Annotated in this window: 19 protein-coding genes; 10 read left to right on the forward strand and 9 right to left on the reverse strand. The window is 41.2% G+C overall.

The features are described 5' to 3' along the window. Positions 1–32 precede the first annotated feature (32 nt). Both tyrS and ABWK04_04205 read left to right on the forward strand, forming a co-directional pair. On the forward strand, positions 33–1,217 hold the full coding sequence (tyrS, locus tag ABWK04_04200) for a tyrosine--tRNA ligase (protein MEZ0361089.1): 1,185 nt from the start codon (positions 33–35) through the stop codon (positions 1,215–1,217). Continuing rightward, positions 1,214–2,410, forward strand: a complete 1,197-nt coding sequence (locus ABWK04_04205) for a FoF1 ATP synthase subunit gamma (protein ID MEZ0361090.1) — start codon at positions 1,214–1,216, stop codon at positions 2,408–2,410. Before tyrS ends, ABWK04_04205 begins: the two co-directional genes overlap by 4 nt. On the opposite strand, the gene ABWK04_04210 is transcribed toward ABWK04_04205, so the two are convergent. Genes ABWK04_04210 through dtd form a run of 8 tightly spaced genes read right to left on the reverse strand, consistent with a single transcriptional unit; the run spans position 2,352 to position 8,256 of the window. Next, entirely contained in the window at positions 2,352–2,615 is a 264-nt protein-coding gene (locus ABWK04_04210; protein ID MEZ0361091.1) for a hypothetical protein, read from the reverse strand. The genes ABWK04_04205 and ABWK04_04210 overlap by 59 nt on opposite strands. After that, entirely contained in the window at positions 2,612–3,475 is an 864-nt protein-coding gene (gene rsmH, locus ABWK04_04215; protein MEZ0361092.1) for a 16S rRNA (cytosine(1402)-N(4))-methyltransferase RsmH, read from the reverse strand. The genes ABWK04_04210 and rsmH overlap by 4 nt, the downstream gene beginning before the upstream one ends. Continuing rightward, positions 3,475–4,425: a glycosyltransferase family 9 protein gene (locus ABWK04_04220; protein ID MEZ0361093.1), complete on the reverse strand. Its 951-nt coding sequence runs from the start codon at positions 4,423–4,425 to the stop codon at positions 3,475–3,477. The genes rsmH and ABWK04_04220 overlap by 1 nt, the downstream gene beginning before the upstream one ends. Beyond that, positions 4,422–4,850 (reverse strand): DUF4878 domain-containing protein, encoded by a 429-nt coding sequence (locus ABWK04_04225; GenBank protein ID MEZ0361094.1) that lies wholly within the window; start codon positions 4,848–4,850, stop codon positions 4,422–4,424. Before ABWK04_04225 ends, ABWK04_04220 begins: the two co-directional genes overlap by 4 nt. After that, entirely contained in the window at positions 4,847–6,274 is a 1,428-nt protein-coding gene (gene gltA, locus ABWK04_04230; GenBank protein ID MEZ0361095.1) for an NADPH-dependent glutamate synthase, read from the reverse strand. The genes ABWK04_04225 and gltA overlap by 4 nt, the downstream gene beginning before the upstream one ends. A gap of 25 nt (positions 6,275–6,299) precedes the next feature. Further along, entirely contained in the window at positions 6,300–7,244 is a 945-nt protein-coding gene (cysM, locus tag ABWK04_04235) for a cysteine synthase B (GenBank protein MEZ0361096.1), read from the reverse strand. A gap of 9 nt (positions 7,245–7,253) precedes the next feature. Continuing rightward, positions 7,254–7,811, reverse strand: a complete 558-nt coding sequence (locus tag ABWK04_04240; protein MEZ0361097.1) for a bifunctional precorrin-2 dehydrogenase/sirohydrochlorin ferrochelatase — start codon at positions 7,809–7,811, stop codon at positions 7,254–7,256. 1 nt (position 7,812) lies between these two features. After that, a complete protein-coding gene (gene dtd, locus ABWK04_04245; protein MEZ0361098.1) occupies positions 7,813–8,256 on the reverse strand; it encodes a D-aminoacyl-tRNA deacylase in 444 nt (147 codons plus the stop codon). Positions 8,257–8,297: 41 nt separating this feature from the next. Between dtd and ABWK04_04250 the strand changes: the two genes are divergently transcribed. The 6 genes from ABWK04_04250 (at position 8,298) to ABWK04_04275 (ending at position 13,461) form a co-directional block, all read left to right on the forward strand. Beyond that, positions 8,298–9,317: an OmpA family protein gene (locus ABWK04_04250; protein ID MEZ0361099.1), complete on the forward strand. Its 1,020-nt coding sequence runs from the start codon at positions 8,298–8,300 to the stop codon at positions 9,315–9,317. A 97-nt stretch (positions 9,318–9,414) separates the two neighbouring features. Beyond that, positions 9,415–10,191 carry a heme-copper oxidase subunit III gene (locus ABWK04_04255; protein MEZ0361100.1) on the forward strand — a complete coding sequence of 259 codons (777 nt, stop codon included), beginning with the start codon at positions 9,415–9,417 and terminating at the stop codon, positions 10,189–10,191. Further along, a complete protein-coding gene (locus ABWK04_04260) occupies positions 10,188–10,952 on the forward strand; it encodes an SCO family protein (protein MEZ0361101.1) in 765 nt (254 codons plus the stop codon). Before ABWK04_04255 ends, ABWK04_04260 begins: the two co-directional genes overlap by 4 nt. A gap of 2 nt (positions 10,953–10,954) precedes the next feature. Further along, positions 10,955–11,659, forward strand: a complete 705-nt coding sequence (gene coxB, locus ABWK04_04265; protein ID MEZ0361102.1) for a cytochrome c oxidase subunit II — start codon at positions 10,955–10,957, stop codon at positions 11,657–11,659. Next, positions 11,659–13,272: a cbb3-type cytochrome c oxidase subunit I gene (locus ABWK04_04270; protein ID MEZ0361103.1), complete on the forward strand. Its 1,614-nt coding sequence runs from the start codon at positions 11,659–11,661 to the stop codon at positions 13,270–13,272. The genes coxB and ABWK04_04270 overlap by 1 nt, the downstream gene beginning before the upstream one ends. 42 nt (positions 13,273–13,314) lie before the next feature. After that, positions 13,315–13,461, forward strand: coding sequence for a hypothetical protein (locus ABWK04_04275; GenBank protein ID MEZ0361104.1), 147 nt, complete (start codon positions 13,315–13,317; stop codon positions 13,459–13,461). A 72-nt stretch (positions 13,462–13,533) separates the two neighbouring features. Here ABWK04_04275 and ABWK04_04280 read toward each other — a convergent pair whose 3' ends face one another. After that, the gene (locus ABWK04_04280) at positions 13,534–15,168 is read right to left on the reverse strand and encodes an AarF/ABC1/UbiB kinase family protein (protein ID MEZ0361105.1); all 1,635 of its coding nucleotides are present in this window, start codon (positions 15,166–15,168) and stop codon (positions 13,534–13,536) included. A gap of 66 nt (positions 15,169–15,234) precedes the next feature. Between ABWK04_04280 and sucC the strand changes: the two genes are divergently transcribed. Further along, a complete protein-coding gene (sucC, locus tag ABWK04_04285) occupies positions 15,235–16,392 on the forward strand; it encodes an ADP-forming succinate--CoA ligase subunit beta (GenBank protein MEZ0361106.1) in 1,158 nt (385 codons plus the stop codon). A gap of 26 nt (positions 16,393–16,418) precedes the next feature. Beyond that, on the forward strand, positions 16,419–17,342 hold the full coding sequence (locus ABWK04_04290; GenBank protein ID MEZ0361107.1) for a restriction endonuclease: 924 nt from the start codon (positions 16,419–16,421) through the stop codon (positions 17,340–17,342).

The following is a 17,342-nucleotide window of genomic DNA, read 5'->3' on the forward strand; positions in this document are numbered from 1 at the left end:
TTTAAAGCTCGGATCGGCTTAAAATGTTGATTATGACACCTGAAGAACAGTTCAAACTGATTAAAAAGGGAACTGCTGAGATCATTGAAGAAGAAGAGCTTCTTAGAAAACTCACAAGTAGGAGAAGGTTAAAAATAAAGGCGGGTTTTGATCCCACAGCACCTGATTTACATCTTGGACACACCGTTTTGTTGCAAAAACTCAGAACCTTCCAGCAACTCGGGCATGAGGTTTACTTTGTTATAGGTGACTTTACCGCTATGATAGGTGATCCGACGGGTAGATTAGAGACGAGACCTCCATTAACCAAAGAGCAGGTGCTTGAAAACGCAAAAACTTACGAACATCAGGTTTTTAAGGTGCTTGATCCGGGAAAAACCAATATAGTTTTTAACAGTACGTGGCTTTCTGAACTTGGATCTGACGGTATCATAAGACTTGCCGGTAAATACACTGTTGCGAGAATGCTTGAGAGGGATGACTTTTCAAAGAGATTCAAAGAAGGTATTCCTATATACATACACGAGTTTCTCTACCCACTACTTCAAGGGTATGATTCGGTATTTTTGAAAGCTGATGTGGAACTTGGTGGAACTGATCAGAAGTTTAATCTACTTGTAGGAAGGGATCTTCAAAGAGATGCTGGGCAGGAACCGCAGGTATGTATAACACTGCCTTTGCTTGTAGGACTTGACGGAATTAGAAAAATGTCCAAGTCTTATGGAAACTACGTAGGCATAACAGAAGAGGCAACAACTATGTTTGGCAAGATCATGTCTATATCCGATCAACTCATGTGGGACTACTATGCTTTACTTACAGACTATACGGAGGAAGAAATTGAGCGTATAAAAAGGGAAGTCCATCCCATGGAAGCAAAAAAGAGGCTGGCACACTATATAGTCAGTAGGTACCACTCAAAAAAAGAAGCAGACATCGCTCTTGAACACTTTGAAAAGACATTTTCCAAAAGAGAGTTTCCAGAAGATGCTATAGTTATAGAGGTAAAAAAGGGGTTGAAAAAGAAGGCGTATGAACTTCTTTACGAACTTGGCATAGAAGCTACAAAAAACTCAGCAAGGCGTATTATCCAGGGTGGAGGTCTGAAGATAAACTTCAGAAAAATAACTGACGAAAATGAAGAGATAGAAGTAAATGAGGAGTTGAAAATTCAGGTTGGTAAAAAGCGTTTTTACAGAATAGTACCCCATTCATGAGGGTTAAGGATTTAGACGATAAGGTAAACTATCTTAATTCTATAAAGAAGTACATAAACGCTATGAACCTCTTATCCCTGAATAGATACAGAAAGTATTATGCGGAAGTAAGCGCTCAACACGTGTACTTTCTCAGACTGGAGGAAGTTCTCGGAATGCTTACCCACCTTTACAAGGGTGGAGTGCTTGGAAGGAAAGAAAAAACTCTTTGTCTGGTTGTTTTTACTACGGATAGAGGTTTTGTTGGAAAGTTTAACGAACATCTTCTTGAAAAGGTTCACGCATTTCTTGAAAATCCTCCTCTCAAGGTAAGAAAGTTGATAGTTATCGGCAAGAGGGGTGCTGAGCTTTTAGGAAAAGACGAAAGGACAGAGACATACACGGATGTCTTTAGGAAAGATATAGATTGGCAAGTTGCTCAGGAGGCTTTTCATAGCATCGTGGAAGGCTATATGACCAAACTTTACGACTCAGTTTATATAGCTTTCAATAGACCACTAATTAGGGATATTTTAACAAAGGAAGAAAAGGAGAGAGTACAGATAAAAAGGGAGAGAATAGAGTTAACCTATACATTCTACGAACTCTTTAAGAAAGCTCCCGTCACCCTACCAATAGCTCTCGGACGCATAGCCTCTTACCAGCCCCAGATAGTAAAGTTCATTCCTCCAGAGATAAAAGGTGTTTACACCGGGGAGAGTGTTGTAAATTTTGAAGGAGACGAAGAATATATACTTGAACAGATCCTCAGACTTTACCTTAACTTTCTTTTCAGGGAACTATTTTTGGAGCATTTTACTGCTGAGCTTTCTGCGAGGTTTATAAAAACGAGGGAAATAATGAAAAACATAGACAGCAAAAGAATGGAGTTGAGTCTGAAAAGGAACAGATTGAGGCAGGAGAGAATAAATAGGGAACTCCTTGACATAATAAACACCTGTATATCAATGGAGGGAAGATTGTTCAAAGATATAGTTGAAGATACTTATGTGCTTGAGGTTGATGATAATTTTGAAGATAGGTTTATAAACTTACTTTTTGATAGTCTCAGAAGGAAGCTGAATATAAAAGGTATAAGAAAAAAGAAAAATATGTTAGGTTTTAGGGTTTTATCCAATAAAAAAATGTATGATTTTACTTTGGAAGGCTTTTTTGCACATCTTTTAGGATCTTTACCTTACCCCAATCTATAGGTATAAAACCATCCGCTTTTGCATAGTTTTTTGCGGTTGCGTAATTGACCAGCTTTTCTATCTCAGCACGGAGTTTAAGTTGTCTCTCCATTTGTGCCCTAAGCTGGGCAAGTTTCTTAGCGTAATCCTTAGAAGTTTTTAAGGCGTAGGCAGAGTAAAGTAGGTTAGCTACTACAAGTACCAGCGATATTACTATATACCTCATATTCTCTCCCCCGCTCTGAGTTTAGCACTCCTGCTTGAAGGGTTCTTTCTTAACTCTTCCATAGTAGGTCTTATAGGCTTTTTTGTCAAGATCTTAAAGGTGTCTATGTGCCTTCTGAAGAAGTTCTTCACTATCCTGTCTTCAAGAGAGTGAAAGGATATGACTACAAGTCTACCCCCTTTCTTTAAGAACTTCGGCGTTTTTTCAAGAGCGATCTCAAGAGATTTTAACTCCTCGTTCACCTCTATTCTTATGGCTTGGAACACCCTCGTTGCGGGATGTATCTTTCCTCTTCTTTTGGGTGTAACGGAAAGTATTATCTTGATAAGTTCACCAGTTGTCTTTACGGGTTCTTTCGATCTCTGTATCACTATAGCTTTTGCTATTTTCTCCGCATAAGGTTCTTCTCCATACTCTTTAAATATTCTCGTAAGTTCTCTTTCACTGTATGTATTCACTACCTGATAGGCGGTTTTTTTATCTTGAGGATTCATCCTCATATCAAGAGGTTCGTCCCTCTGAAAGGAGAAACCTCGCGGGCTTTTTAGCTGTAGCATGGACACGCCCAGATCAAAGAGGAAACCATCTACCTCTCTTATACCTTCTTTATACAGCACTTTATCTAAGTCACTAAAATCTGCATGATATAAGGAGTATCTGCCTTCAAACTTTCTGAGATTCTCCTCAGCCATTTTTAGAGCTTGAGGATCTTTGTCTATGCCTACTATATAAGCGTATCTGTCCTTTTCAAGTATCCCTTTGGCATGCCCTCCCAGACCTACTGTGCAGTCTACATAAATACCCCCTTCTTCTTTTATGAGAAGATCCAAACTCTCTTTCAAAAGTACAGGTATATGCATCAAAAGAAGTTAAGAGCTTTCTCCACAACTTCTTCCGGCTTTACAGCTCTCAGACAGGCATAGCTTCCAGTTCTGCATTTTTTAGGATTGGGGGAACAAGGAGAGCAAGAAGTTTCCGGCAATAGAAAGGTGCCTATTCTCGGATAGAAACCATAGACCGGCGAGGTGGATGTGTATACGGATATTGCTGGCACACCCAAAGCGTTTGCTATGTGGACAGGTGAAGAATCTGCAGATATGATAAGCTTTGCTCTTGAAAGTATAGCCATGAGATCTCTGAGTGATGTCTTACCAGTCAGATTTATAACCTTGCCCTTCTTTTCTATCTCCAGAGCTTTTTGTGTGTCTTTTTCGGTTCCTATAAGCACTTTATAACCCTTGAGTGAACGGGCTACCTCGATCCAACCGTCAGTATACCACTCTTTTAAGGGAAAATTGGAAAAAGGTGCCAGAACTATGTATTCCTTTGGTAAGCTGAACTTTTCACTCACGGCTTTCACCTCTTGATCAAAAACGAAGAGCTTAGTTTCCCTTACCCATCTACCCTCTTTTATACCCAAAGGCTTGAGGAGTTCTAAGTTCCTTTCAACTTCATGCTTATTCCATGAATGTTTTACTTTGTGAGTGTATAGCCAGGAAAGTTCCGATCTGTCAAAGCCAACACGCATCGGTATGCGTGAAAAGAAGAGGATAAAAGCCGATCTTGCTGATATGTGGGGTGACAAAACTACATTATGCGAAGCTATCTTTTCAGTAATGTAGAGGGATTCAAGATAACCTTTGTTGAAAGGGAAAAGGTTCACATCGTAACCTTTCAAAAGCTCCATTATGAAGGGTCTTCCTACAAAGCTTATTTTAGCATCGGGAATATTCTCCCGCAAGGTTCTTATCAAGGGTGTAGTCAGGATAACATCCCCTAAATAAGCGGTCTGCCATATGAGGATCCTCATCTTAAAGAAGCTATGCTCGCTATTCTCCACCTCTTTTCATCCTTTATCAGTATGAAACTGAAGAGCTTTTCTATCCCTTCCTTATCTATAACCTTGACAAGCACTTCAACGTGTTGGTCATCTATCTTCTTTGTATCAAGATACTTGACACTCTTTATATTTTTTCCCATACTTGAGAGTATACAGGCGAGAAGTTCTGAAGGTTTCATCTCCGTGATCTCTATAGGTAGTTTTACGTTTTGTACGAGGGCATCTCTGAAGGGTGGATAAAGAAGCTTTACAGCTTTTTCCCCATCTCTGTCTTTTATGGCTGATACGAACTCTTTAACTGTCTGTTTTGCCTCATCCTGGGGAGATTCTTTACAAGATCTTACCACGAAGAATGCAAGTAGCACAAGGGCTATGCCGATAGCTACTTTCTTCATCTTCTCACCTCCTTCATAAGGTATTCATCTATCGCCTTTGCAGCTTTTCTACCGTGAGATACAGCTCTCACAACTGTGTCTCCACCGTTTACTACATCGCCGCCTGCAAAAAGTCCTGGAATGCTCGTTCTGAACTGTTCATTCACTTTAACAGTACCCCACTTTGTCAGTTCAAGTCCTTCAAAGCCATCGTAAGCTATAGGATTAGGTTTTTGACCTATGGCGAATATCACCGAGTCACACTCTATGATATGTTCCGAATTGGGTACTGGTACGGGTTTTGGTCTTCCACTTTCATCAGGCTCACCCAGTTGCATTTTTATGCATTTTACTCCTGTTACCCTTCCCCCTTCATCGCCAATTATCTCAATAGGTTGAGTAAGCCAGTGTATCACGGCACCTTCCTCCTTTATGTGATCCCACTCTTCGTCTCTGGCTGAGGACGTCTCTCTCGTTCTTCTGTATACTATGTGCGTTTCAATGCCTAAACGTAATGCTGTTATTGCGCAATCAACAGCGGTAAAACCCCCACCTATTATGACCGTCCTTCTTCCTAAATTTACAGGTGTGGAAACCTGCGGGAAATCCCATGCACGCATAAGGTTTGTACGTGTAAGTACCTCTATAGCTGAATAAACACCTACTAAATGATCCCCCTTTATGCCAAGAGATCCTCTCCCTGCCCCTACACTCAAAAACACAGCATCGTAACTTTCCAAAAGCTCCTTTAGACTAATTGTTCTTCCCACCACATACCCAAAAAAGAACTTTACACCCATTTTCTCTAATCTGCTGATCTCCCACTCAAGCACTTCCCTATCAAGCCTTGCAGGTGGAATACCGTAAAGCATTACACCTCCAGCTTTTTGAAGCGCCTCATAGATATGAACTTCGTGTCCCCATTTGAGAAGATCATAGGCACATGCAAGACCTGCAGGACCTGCACCTATAATTGCTACCTTTTTACCAGTAGGTTCTTTTAGCTCTTCATATATTTCTATACCAGATACGCGCACAAAATCACCTACAAACTTTTCAAGAGCACCTATGCTTACAGGTAATCCTTTATTTTTTTTCCCCCTCACAGTATCGTAGTAAAGTATGCACGAACCTTCACACTGTCTTTCCTGAGGGCACACCCTTCCGCATATGGAAGGGAACGGATCCGTTTCTATTATCTTCCTATAAGCACCTATCAGATCACCCTCGGTTATCTTCCTGATAAATCCTGGTATATCCACGTTTACAGGGCAACCCTTTATACACCTTTTATCAGCATCTTTGCAAAAGAGACATCTTTTTGCTTCATCAAGCGCTATGCTTACAGAAAATCCAAGAGCGTATTCTCTGAAGGTTTTGTTCCTTTCCTGAGGGGGAAGCATAGGTTCATGGTTTCTGTCTGTGTACCTTATGCTCTTACCCATCTTTCTTCACCATATTTTAATATATTTATTCTTTAAAAGGTGATGTAGTCAAATATTTTTCTCCTCCATCGGGAAAGATGACCACTATGACACCTTCATCAAGATCTTTCGCAAGTTCAAAAGCTGCATGAAGGGCTGCACCAGAAGATTGTCCTGCAAAAATAGCTTCTTCAACTGCCAGTCTTTTTGTCATTTCGTACGCGTGTTCTGTCTCTACAAATATCGTTCTGTCTAAAAACGTCTCATCAAAGATACCGGGCTTTATGGAACTTTCTATATGCTTTAGACCTTCTATGCCGTGAAAGGGGTATGCAGGTTGTACCCCCACTACCTGTACTTGAGGATTATAAACTTTTAATCTTCTTCCTGTTCCCATTATAGTACCTCCAGTTCCTATACCTGCAACAAGGTGAGTTATACGCCCGCTCGTTTGATACCATATCTCTATACCTGTGGAGTAAAAGTGAGCCTTCCAGTTAGCGGGATTGTTGTACTGATCCAAATAAACGTACCTTTCTGGTTCCTTTGCCACCTTCTCTCTAACAAAAAGTATGGCTCCATCAGTACCTTCCAGAGGATCCGTGAAGTAAACCTTAGCTCCGTAAGCCCTTATTATTCTCTTCCTCTCTTCGCTGACATTTGCTGGCATGGCAAGCTCCACAGGTACACCAAAGGCAGCACCTACCATAGCCAATGCTATACCTGTATTTCCCGACGTGGCATCTATTACAACCTTACCTTCTTTTAAGATGCCTTCCTGCACAGCTGACAGAAACATACTCAAAGCGGGTCTATCTTTTACTGAACCACCAGGATTGAAACTCTCAAGCTTTGCGTATATTTCCACCTTAGGAGATATTTCCTTAGGAATCATCTTCCTTATCTTCACCAAAGGTGTATTTCCTACGAGATTGAGTATTGAGTTTCTATGCTTTTTGTAAGGTTCGTCGTGCTGACCCAAAACCCACATTTAGAAACATTATAAATTAAGAAGTTTCCGAGAAAGCCTTATCATAATTTGCTGTCTTTCTCTACCTTTTGGAAGTCCTTTCCTTACCTTTTCTAATTTTTTTTCTATACTTTCAAGATCCTCAGGTAGTATCCTTTGTAAATACTCTCTGAGAGTGCGCGAAAGTGCCGGAACCTTTCCAGAAGTGGATACACCTATTATCACATCACCTCTCGTTATGAGTGCAGGAAATATAAAGGTACAAAACTCAGGACTATCAACAGCGTTGCAAAAGATATGTTTCCTCCTACAATAATTGTAAATTCTCTTCTGAAGATTCACATCGTCAACAGCTACTATAACCATAAAGGCTTTTCTTATGTCAGGTAAGAGGAATTTTCTCTTCACAAGGTGAAGCTTTCCTTCTTTACTAAGTCTCTCTATATTTTCGGTGACTTTCGGAGAGACTACCTTTATACATGGTTTAAAGGGAAGGAGTTTTTCTATCTTTCTCTCCGCAACCTTTCCTCCGCCCACCACAACTATCTGTTTACCCTCAAGATTCACAAAAGCTGGAAAGTGAGGCATATTAAAGCTCCTTACTGTCCAGAAAAATGGTCACAGGACCCCAATTTAGTATGTAAACCTCCATCATAGCTCCAAATTTACCCGTGCTTACTGGAACTTTTGTGGACATGATTTCCACAAAGTGGTTGTATAACTCCTCAGCCCTTTTGGGATTTTCAGCTTCTTCAAAACTGGGTCTTCTGCCTTTTCTCACATTCGCATAGAGGGTAAATTGGGGAATTATCAGAGCTGAACCCTTTACATCAAGGAGAGAGTACTGGAATTTTCCCTTCTCATCTTCAAAAATTCTCAAGTTGAGGATCTTGTCAGCCAACTTTCTGGCATCATCTTCTTCATCAGTTTTTCCCACGCCGAGAAGCACATTTACACCTATACCTATCCTCCCAACTTCCGTTCCATTTACCAAAACCCACGAAGACTTTACCCTCTGAAGAATAGCTCTCACGATTAAACTACATTATAATTAACACAAAAGGAGGAGGAAAGATGAAAAAAATTCTGATGGTATATCTGGTATGTATATTTTCTGCAGTTGTATACGCTCAAGAATACAGTTTCAACATTATGGACGGCATAAACGAAGCTCTTAGAATCGTGGAAGTAGCCTACAAATCAGGTGCAGAAGAAAAAGATAGGTATCATTTTGAGAAGGCAAGAGCTTACAGCGATGTTTCCGTATATTTAGCTTCTGAACAGGACGGTATAGGCTCAAAAATGTTTGCTATAAAGAGCATGAGTTCCGCATCAAAAGCTCTGGGGGGACTAAAGGGGTTGGATAATCTGGATATTGTGGAAAATAAAGAACTTGAAAAGGCAAGCGGATTGAGCCTAAGGGAAATAAACGAAAGACTCCGTTATTTGAGGGAAAATAAGGGGGATAATTGCGCACCTCAAGAGCTTGCGCGGGCAGAAGTTGCTTATGACGCACTCGTATACGAAATTAAAAAGGAAAAGATAAATCAGATAGCGTTTATGAAGTTTTACAATGATGCGGTAAATAGCAGTTTGATCGCTCAGGAAAAGCTGAGATCCGCAATAGATAACAAATTAGAGTGTTATACAGGTAAAGTTGAAGTGCCAAAAGCTGAACTACAAAAAGAATATCAGACAACCAAGGAGGAAGAGAGACCCAAAGAGAAAGCTCCTAAGGAAGAACCTCTTATGGTAACCGCAAGAATTCACTTTGACTTTGATAGGTATAACATAAAGAGGGATTACATACCACTTCTTAACGAAGTGGTAAAAACCCTCAAAGAAAATCCCAACGTAAGGGTAAGGATTGAAGGTTATACTGACAACATAGGGACTAAAGCATACAATGACAAACTCGCTTTGAAAAGGGCGAAAGCTGTAAAGGATTATCTGGTTAAGCACGGAATAGAAGAAAGTAGAATAGATACGGTAGGTTTTGGAAAGGAAAGGTATATAGCCGAAAACAGAACATCCATTGGGAGATTTACAAACAGAAGGGCTGACTTCATCATTTTGAGACTTTCTTCTCAGTAAATTCCATAAGATAGGCTTATACATATAATAAGTATTTTTAATTGCCAAGAAAGATAAGCAGTGGTATACTTCAAAAAAATCAGCGGAGGTAAAACTCATGGCACAACACGAGGTGCATCATCACCTTGGGGCACACGAAACGAGTTTCTGGCCCCTACCTGTGGGTATAGGTGTCCTTCTGCTACCCATAGCTCTAACTTCCTACTTTGCGTGGCACCAACCTATACTTGGACTCGTACTTGGAGGTGTATCAGTCCTGCTTATGGTTTTTGGACTCATAGGCTGGGCTGACGAATTTTTTAAGAAAGGTCATGAAGAAGGGCTTGGTAGCCTTGCCATTACGCTCTTTATAGCAACGGAAGTGATCATCTTCGGTACTATGTTTGCCGCCTTTTGGACAGCGAGAGTTACGCATGCGGACATATGGCACAGTTGGGTACCGCATATGAACTTCGTCATACCTGCCATACTGACCCTCATACTTTGGGCTTCCAGCTTTACCATACTAATCTCTGAAAAATCAGCCGAAGGAGGCAAAAGGGGATCGTCTATACTCTGGCTCATAGCTACACTTTTTTTAGGCATAGCCTTCGTAGTCATACACTTTAATGAATGGCAACACCTGTGGCATGAAGGATTTACACTAAGTTCAAACATGTATGGTACAGGTTTTTATGCTCTTACCGGTATACACACATCCCACGTAATCGTAGGTCTCATATCCCAGCTCTACGTTCTTTGGCTACTACTTTCTGGCAGAATGTCCTCTCACAGAACGACCATGTTCAAAGCTGTAAGTATATACTGGCATTTTGTAGACCTCATGTGGCTTCTCGTTGCAAGCAGTGCATACATCATAGGAGGTCTCGTGTGAAAGGGCTTTTCTTCATCCTTCTCCTTGTGAGCTTATCATTCTCTTACGACAAACTTCCCAAAAACTCTTACTTTGATCCTTCGGTATTGGAGATTCAGCAAGACCTATATTTAGGCAAGAAATTGAAAGATTACACCATACTTACAGACAAAGGGTGGTCAAGTCTTTACAAGGTGGTAGATAAAAAACCCACCATACTTCAGCTTGCCTATTATACGTGTGACGCATCCTGCCCCATACTTACAGAAAATCTGCTCAAAGCGGTGAAGGATCTTGATGGCAATGGTTTCAATGTGCTTGTCCTTTCCTTTGACAAAAGGGACAGCATGGATACTTTGAAGGCTTTTAAGGAAAAGCTTGGGAGAGTTCCACAAAACTGGACTTTCGGTATTTTACAGGAGGAGGATATCAAAGATCTTACAAAGAGTGTAGGATTCAGGTTCTTTTTCTCAGAAAGGGACAGGACTTTTATCCATCCGAATACTCTTATATTTCTCTCTCCTGATGCAAAAGTCATGAGATACCTTTTTGGAACTTTTCCGAAAACTAAGGATATAAAACTTGCGCTTATTGATGCCCAAAGGGACAAACCTACCATCAACAATATAGTGGATCTCGCTCTGCTCGCTTGTTACAGGTACGATCCGAGCAGGAGCAAGTACGTCATAGATCCGCTCGTGATTTTTGCGGTAATGGGTTTTAGCCTTTTAGGTGTTACAGGCTTATTAACTTTGACTTTTAAGAAAGTTCAGGAGGTATAAAAATGAGCATTGAGCCACTCGCTTATCCTGCAAATCTGTGGGACAGAATATACGATATCTGGCTATTTATAGCGATTGTGATCTATCTTGTAGTTGCCATACCCATGCTTTACTTTATGATAAAGTACAGATACAAACCCGGAAAGAACGAAGAAGGTGAGCATATTGAGGGAAATAACGCCCTTGAAGTTACGTGGACAGTTATACCTCTCCTCATAGTCATATACTTAGCTACACAGAGTTTCGTTTTCTACAGACAGCAAAGGAACGCACCGCAGGGTGCTATGGAAATTAAAGTGACAGGGTTTATGTGGGGATGGGAAGTGGATTACCCTACAGGAAAAAAGGTTTTTGCTTTCTTCAGTCCCGACTACAAGATACCTGAAGAACAGAAGATAGTCCTTCCCGCTGGCAAACCAATCAAAGTGCTTCTCACCTCAAGGGATGTGATACACTCCTTTTATGTGCGTCCTGCTAAGGTTATGGAGGATGCTGTGCCTGGAAGGATAACGCATCTGTGGTTTCAAATAAACAAACCTGGTGAATATTGGGCTTTCTGTAGAGAGTACTGTGGTACACAACACTCGCATATGGTTGCTATAATAAAAGTGGTCCCTCAGGAAGAGTTTGATAAGTGGGTAAGAGCTGGTGTAACTCAATCGGCAAGTAGTCTTGAGTTAGCAAGTAACGCAAAGGAGGTGCAGTGATGGCAGCTGTAGGCGTTTACAGACCCTGGTACAGTGCAGGTATCAGGGAATGGATCTTTACAACTGATCACAAGAAGATAGCCGTTTTTTACGGCGTAACTACCCTGCTTTTCTTTATAGTTGCGGGCTTGATGGCTCTCGGTATAAGACTGGAGCTTTGGCAACCTGGACTTCAGTTTATGTCTCCAGAAACATACAATTACCTTCTTACCGGACATGGTGTTGTTATGCTTTTATGGTGGGCGATAGGTGTGTGGAGCGCTTTTGCCAATTTCTTAATCCCTCTAATGATAGGAGCTAGAGATGTTGCTTTCCCTAGGCTCAATGCCCTTAGCTGGTGGACATTCTTCGCAGCAAGTGTACTTGTGCTTTTGACTCTCATACCTTCCAATCACATAAGGATGATGTGGACAGGATACCCACCTTACTCGTTGAATGATGATGCAGGTACCACAGCCCTCTACGTTTTCATAGTTCATCTCGTAGGTGCGTCTTCTATTATGGGTGCGGTTAACTTTATTACTACCACTCTAAGAATGAGAGCGCCGGGAGTAACACTCAAAAATATGAACTTGATACTTCACGGTATAATGGCTGCCAACGTTATACAGCTGTTAGGCGTGCCTTCCTTTGCAGGTGCGGTTACCATGCTCTTTCTTGACAAGTACCTTGGGACCAACTTCTTCAATCCGAATCTTGGTGGAGATCCCCTCATATACGAAAACGTATTTTGGTTTTACTCGCATCCGGCGGTTTACGTGATGATATTACCAGCCTTTGGCGTTTTTTCGGAAGTCATAGCAACCTTTTCAAGAAAACCTATCTTCGGACAAGTTACGATGGTATTTGCCATATGGGCGATAGCCCTTCTGGGATTCATGGTCTGGGTGCATCACCTCTTTACCTCAGGGATACCGGATTGGGTGAGGATCGTTTTCTCTTACACGACGGTTCTCATAGGTGTTCCAACAGGTATAAAGATCTTTAACTGGGTCGCAACCCTTCACAAAGGCTCTATAAGGTACACTACACCGATGCTATTTACCTTAGGCGGTATATTCATGTTTCTCATAGGAGGTCTTACCGGTATACCTCTTGCACTCCCATCCTTTGACATAAACGCTCAGGACTCTCAATTCGTTGTGGCACATTTCCATTATGTCCTTGGAATGGCTACAACCCTTGGAGCCTTTAGTGGGATATATTATTGGTTTCCTAAGCTTACCGGTAGAATGTACAATGAAAAGCTCGGAAAGATCAGCTTCTGGATAATTATGATAGGATCAAACCTCTTTTACTTCTTCCAGTTCATCATAGGTCTTGAAGGTATGCCCAGAAGATACGCAGACTACCCGCCTATACCCGAATTCATAGAGCTTCAGCACATACAGACGATAGGAGCTTTTATCCTTGCCTTTGGTATTTTCCTTAGCCTCATAAACTGGATAATCTCAGCTGTAAAAGGTAAAGAAGCCGGTTCAAATCCATGGGGTTCCAACTCCTTAGAATGGCAGATACCTTCACCACCACCTCCTCACAACTTTGATCGTATTCCCGAACTACCTTCTGACTGGGATCCTTACGATTATAATCATAAACCTCAACACTCTTGATATCTCGGGGGCTTTGCCCCCTTTGGTTAAAGGGAGAAAAACATGAACAAAAATACTATCATTCTTTTGGTTTTTATATTGATTATAGCTGTATCTTATCTGCTCGGTGTTCTTGCCTTTTCTTCAAAAGAGGCGAGGCAAAAAAAGTGGGAAGAGTTTAGAAGGGAGTATCATCTAAACAGGTCGTGAAAGCTTTCTGTGAATTACTCCATCTTCATTGTATTAAAAGCACAGGTTATGAGTGAGGTTATAGGCATCGAATCATGTGGCTTTTAGCTTCATAAAGCCGTATATGAGCATGAAGAGGGTCAGTATGAGAATTGCATAGACTATATACTCCTTTATTATGTAAGGTGCAACAAAAAGGACTATAAGGGTTGTCATAAGAAGGAAGCCGAGGGTTATTACACTCATGGCAAGCCTGTTTATATCCTTCCTGAGGTCTTCTATGAGCCTTTCCTCACCTGTGTAATCAACGGAAACCCTTACCTCTCCCCTTTCCAAATCTCTCAGGAATTTCTTTGTTTTTGAAACAGCCTGTAGTCCCAACTTTGTAGCCATTAGTGTATTTCTTAAAACTTCTCTCTTAGTGAGCATAGGCAGAATCATCTGTCTAAAGCCTCTTTTAACAACAGGCTCAATCTTTTCAATAAGCCTAAAGTTTGGGTCAAGTTGTATGCCTGTGCCTTCTGCAAGGGCTAAGGTCTTTAAAAGCAGGTAAAGGTCGGAGGGTATCTTCATGCCATATTTATAAGAAAGCTTAAGCGTATCATTTACTATCTTTGAAAGCTTAATTTCCCTTATGGGTTGCATAAAGTAGTAGGAAAATAGGATTTCAAGCTCCCTCTTTAAAAACTGATCGCTTCCCCTCTTTGTCTGCACGCCAAGGTCATAGACCGCATCCATTACAAGGTCCGTATCCCCCTTAACTATGCCATACATTAACTGGAATAGGTTTAGCCTTCCCATGCTGTCTATGGTTCCCACCATACCATGGTCAAGGAGGGCTATCCTTCCATCTTTCATAACAAGAAGGTTTCCCGGATGCGGGTCTGCATGGAAAAAGCCATCTCTGAATATCATCTTCAAATACATACCTGTGCCTTTCCTTGCAAGCCTTTTAAGGTCATGTCCCTCCCTTTTAAGCTCTTCAAGGCTGTTTATCTTTATTCCTCCCACATATTCAAGGCATAAGACTTTCCTTGTCGTATATTCCCAAAAGACCTTTGGTATGTATATGTCAGGGTCTCCCTTAAAGTTCTTTCTAAAGGTGTCGCAGTTCCTACCTTCCCTTATGTAATCAAGCTCATTTTTTATCGTGTAGGAGAATTCCTCAAAAAGGGATCTTAAATCCCATCTTCTTCCCAGCTCGCTTCTTGTAACTGTTTCTATCAGTTCTTCAAAAACTTCAAGGTCTTCCATTATCTGTTTTTCCACCTCTGGCTTTTGAACTTTTAGGACAACCTTCTCCCCACTCTTGAGAATTGCTCTATGCACTTGACCTATAGAGGCTGAAGCTATCGGTGTTTCCTCAAAGTATTCAAAGAGCTCTTCTACACTTTTACCGAGCTCCTCTTCCATAACCTTTTTTATAGACGCTGTATCGGAGGGTGGCACTCTATCCTGTAGTTTAGAAAGCTCATCAATATACTCCTCGGGTAGCAGGTCTGGTCTTACACTTAGTATTTGCCCAAGCTTTATAAAGGTGGGACCAAGCTCTTCAAAGGCAAGCCTTAGATGTTCTTCCGGTCTGTAAGGTTTTTCTTTTTTTCTGTGTCCAAAAAGACCCCAATGAAAAGGCACAAGGTGTCCAAGCCCAAGCCTGAAAAGTAAAAGCCCAAAGCCGTGCTTTGCCATAACCTTTGCCATCTGGGCTTTTCTCTTTATATGACCCATAAGAATAAGCATAACGAAAGCCTATGACTTTTGCTATAATCTTTTGAAACCTTTTTGGAGGCAGGCATGAAACTGCACGAGCATCAGTCAAAAGAAATTCTAAAAAAGTATGGCCTTCCTGTACCAGAGGGTAGAGTAGCCTTTAGCCTTCAAGAAGCCTGTCAAGTAGCAGAGGAGCTTGGTGAATTTCCCCTCGTGGTAAAGGCTCAGGTGCATTGTGGAGGTAGAGGAAAGGCTGGTGGTGTAAAGCTTGTGAAAAACATGGAAGAGCTACAGCAGGCAGTGGAGGGAATGCTGGGAAAGGTTTTAAAGACTTTCCAATGTCCTGATGGAAAGCCTGTAAGTAGAGTATGGATAGAGAAGGCAACGAATATTGAAAAGGAGTATTACCTCTCCATAACCCTTGACAGGTCTGTCTCAAAGCCTATCTTGATGGCCTCCGCGGAAGGTGGTATGGAAATAGAAGAGGTAGCAAAAGAAAAGCCAGAAGCCATAATCATGTTCCACATAGACCCAGCCCTTGGCCTCATGCCTTCTCAGGCAAGGAGAATAGCCTTCAGACTGGGACTTCCAATAAATGAATTTGTAAAGATAGCTCTGGCTCTCTACAAAGCATATATGGATTTGGATGCAAGCCTTGTGGAGATAAACCCGCTTGTGCTTACAAAGGAAGGAAATCTCGTGCTTTTAGATGCAAAGGTGGAGCTGGACGACAATGCCCTTATAAGGCACAAGGATCTTGAAGAGCTGGAAGACCTCACCCAGCTTGACCCTCTTGAGGTAGAAGCAAAACGCTACAACCTTAACTACATAAAACTGGATGGAAACATTGGCTGTATGGTAAATGGTGCGGGACTTGCCATGACCACCATGGACATAATAAAGCTTGCTGGAGGTAATCCTGCCAACTTCCTTGATGTGGGTGGTGGTGCCAATGTGGAACAAATAGCCAATGCCTTTAGAATCCTTATGGCGGATAAAAATGTCAAGGCGGTTTTCATAAATATCTTTGGTGGCATCCTCAGATGCGACAGGCTGGCTCAGGGTCTCATAGAGGCGGCAAAGATGGTAGATATAAAGGTACCTGTGGTAGTCAGGATGGAAGGCACGAATGTGGAAGAAGGTAAAAAACTCCTAAAAGAATCAGGTCTTAACTTCATCACGGCAGAAGATATGTGGGATGGAGCAAAAAAGGCTGTGGAGCTGGCAAGTGTTTTCAAGTAATTACGATATGTTTTTGGGAGATGACTATGCTATCCGTTAATGAAGTTCTTAATCATGTGCTTTCTGCTACTGTAGATAAACCTGAAACGGGAGCGGATAGAAAGCATATAAAATCAACTGTTATAGAAAAGCTTTTAAAAGAGGGCATCATATCTGAAAGGGATTTACAGGATAGGTTAAAGAGCGGGTATCCACGCATACCAAAAGTTATTGAGTGGGCCATATCACACTTAAATAAAGCTGGGCTTATTGAAAATGTTAGGAGAGGTGTCTATAGAATTACTGATGAGGGGAAAAAGGTATTAGGAGCTGGTATCAAAGTAGATATAAATTACCTAAAGGCGAACTATCGTAACTACAAAGAATGGATAGGAGGAAAATCTTCATATAGCGAGGTAAAAGATAGAGGTAAAACTGGTGAGAGTCTAATTCTTATTTCTCCTGAAGAAGCTATAGAAGATGCGTATGAAAGACTACAGGATGAGCTGAAACAGAAATTACTTGAAAAGTTAAAAAATATAAGTCCGCAGAATTTTGAAGGGCTAATACTCAAACTCTTTAGAGAATTGGGCTACGGTGAACCGAAAGAAACTCCTCAAACCCGTGATGATGGGGTAGATGGTATTGTGAAGTCCGATAAATTAGGTCTTGATGAGATATATATTCAGGCTAAAAGATGGTCTGATAATAAAGTGGGTGCAAGGGTAGTAAACGAATTTATTGGTGTCCTTACAAGAAAAGGTGCAAGCGTGGGTATTCTTATAACAACTTCTGATTTTACTCCGGATGCATTTAGGACAGTTGAGGAGGCTAAGGCAAGTGGTAAGAAGATAGTTCTTATTAACGGAGATAAATTGGCAACGCTCATGATAGAGCATAATGTAGGTGTCTATGTTAAAAGTGTCTATGAAATAAAGGACATTGACGAAAACTTCTTTGAGGAGGATTAA

The organism is Hydrogenobacter sp., from assembly GCA_041287335.1.
GTDB lineage: Bacteria > Aquificota > Aquificia > Aquificales > Aquificaceae > Hydrogenobacter.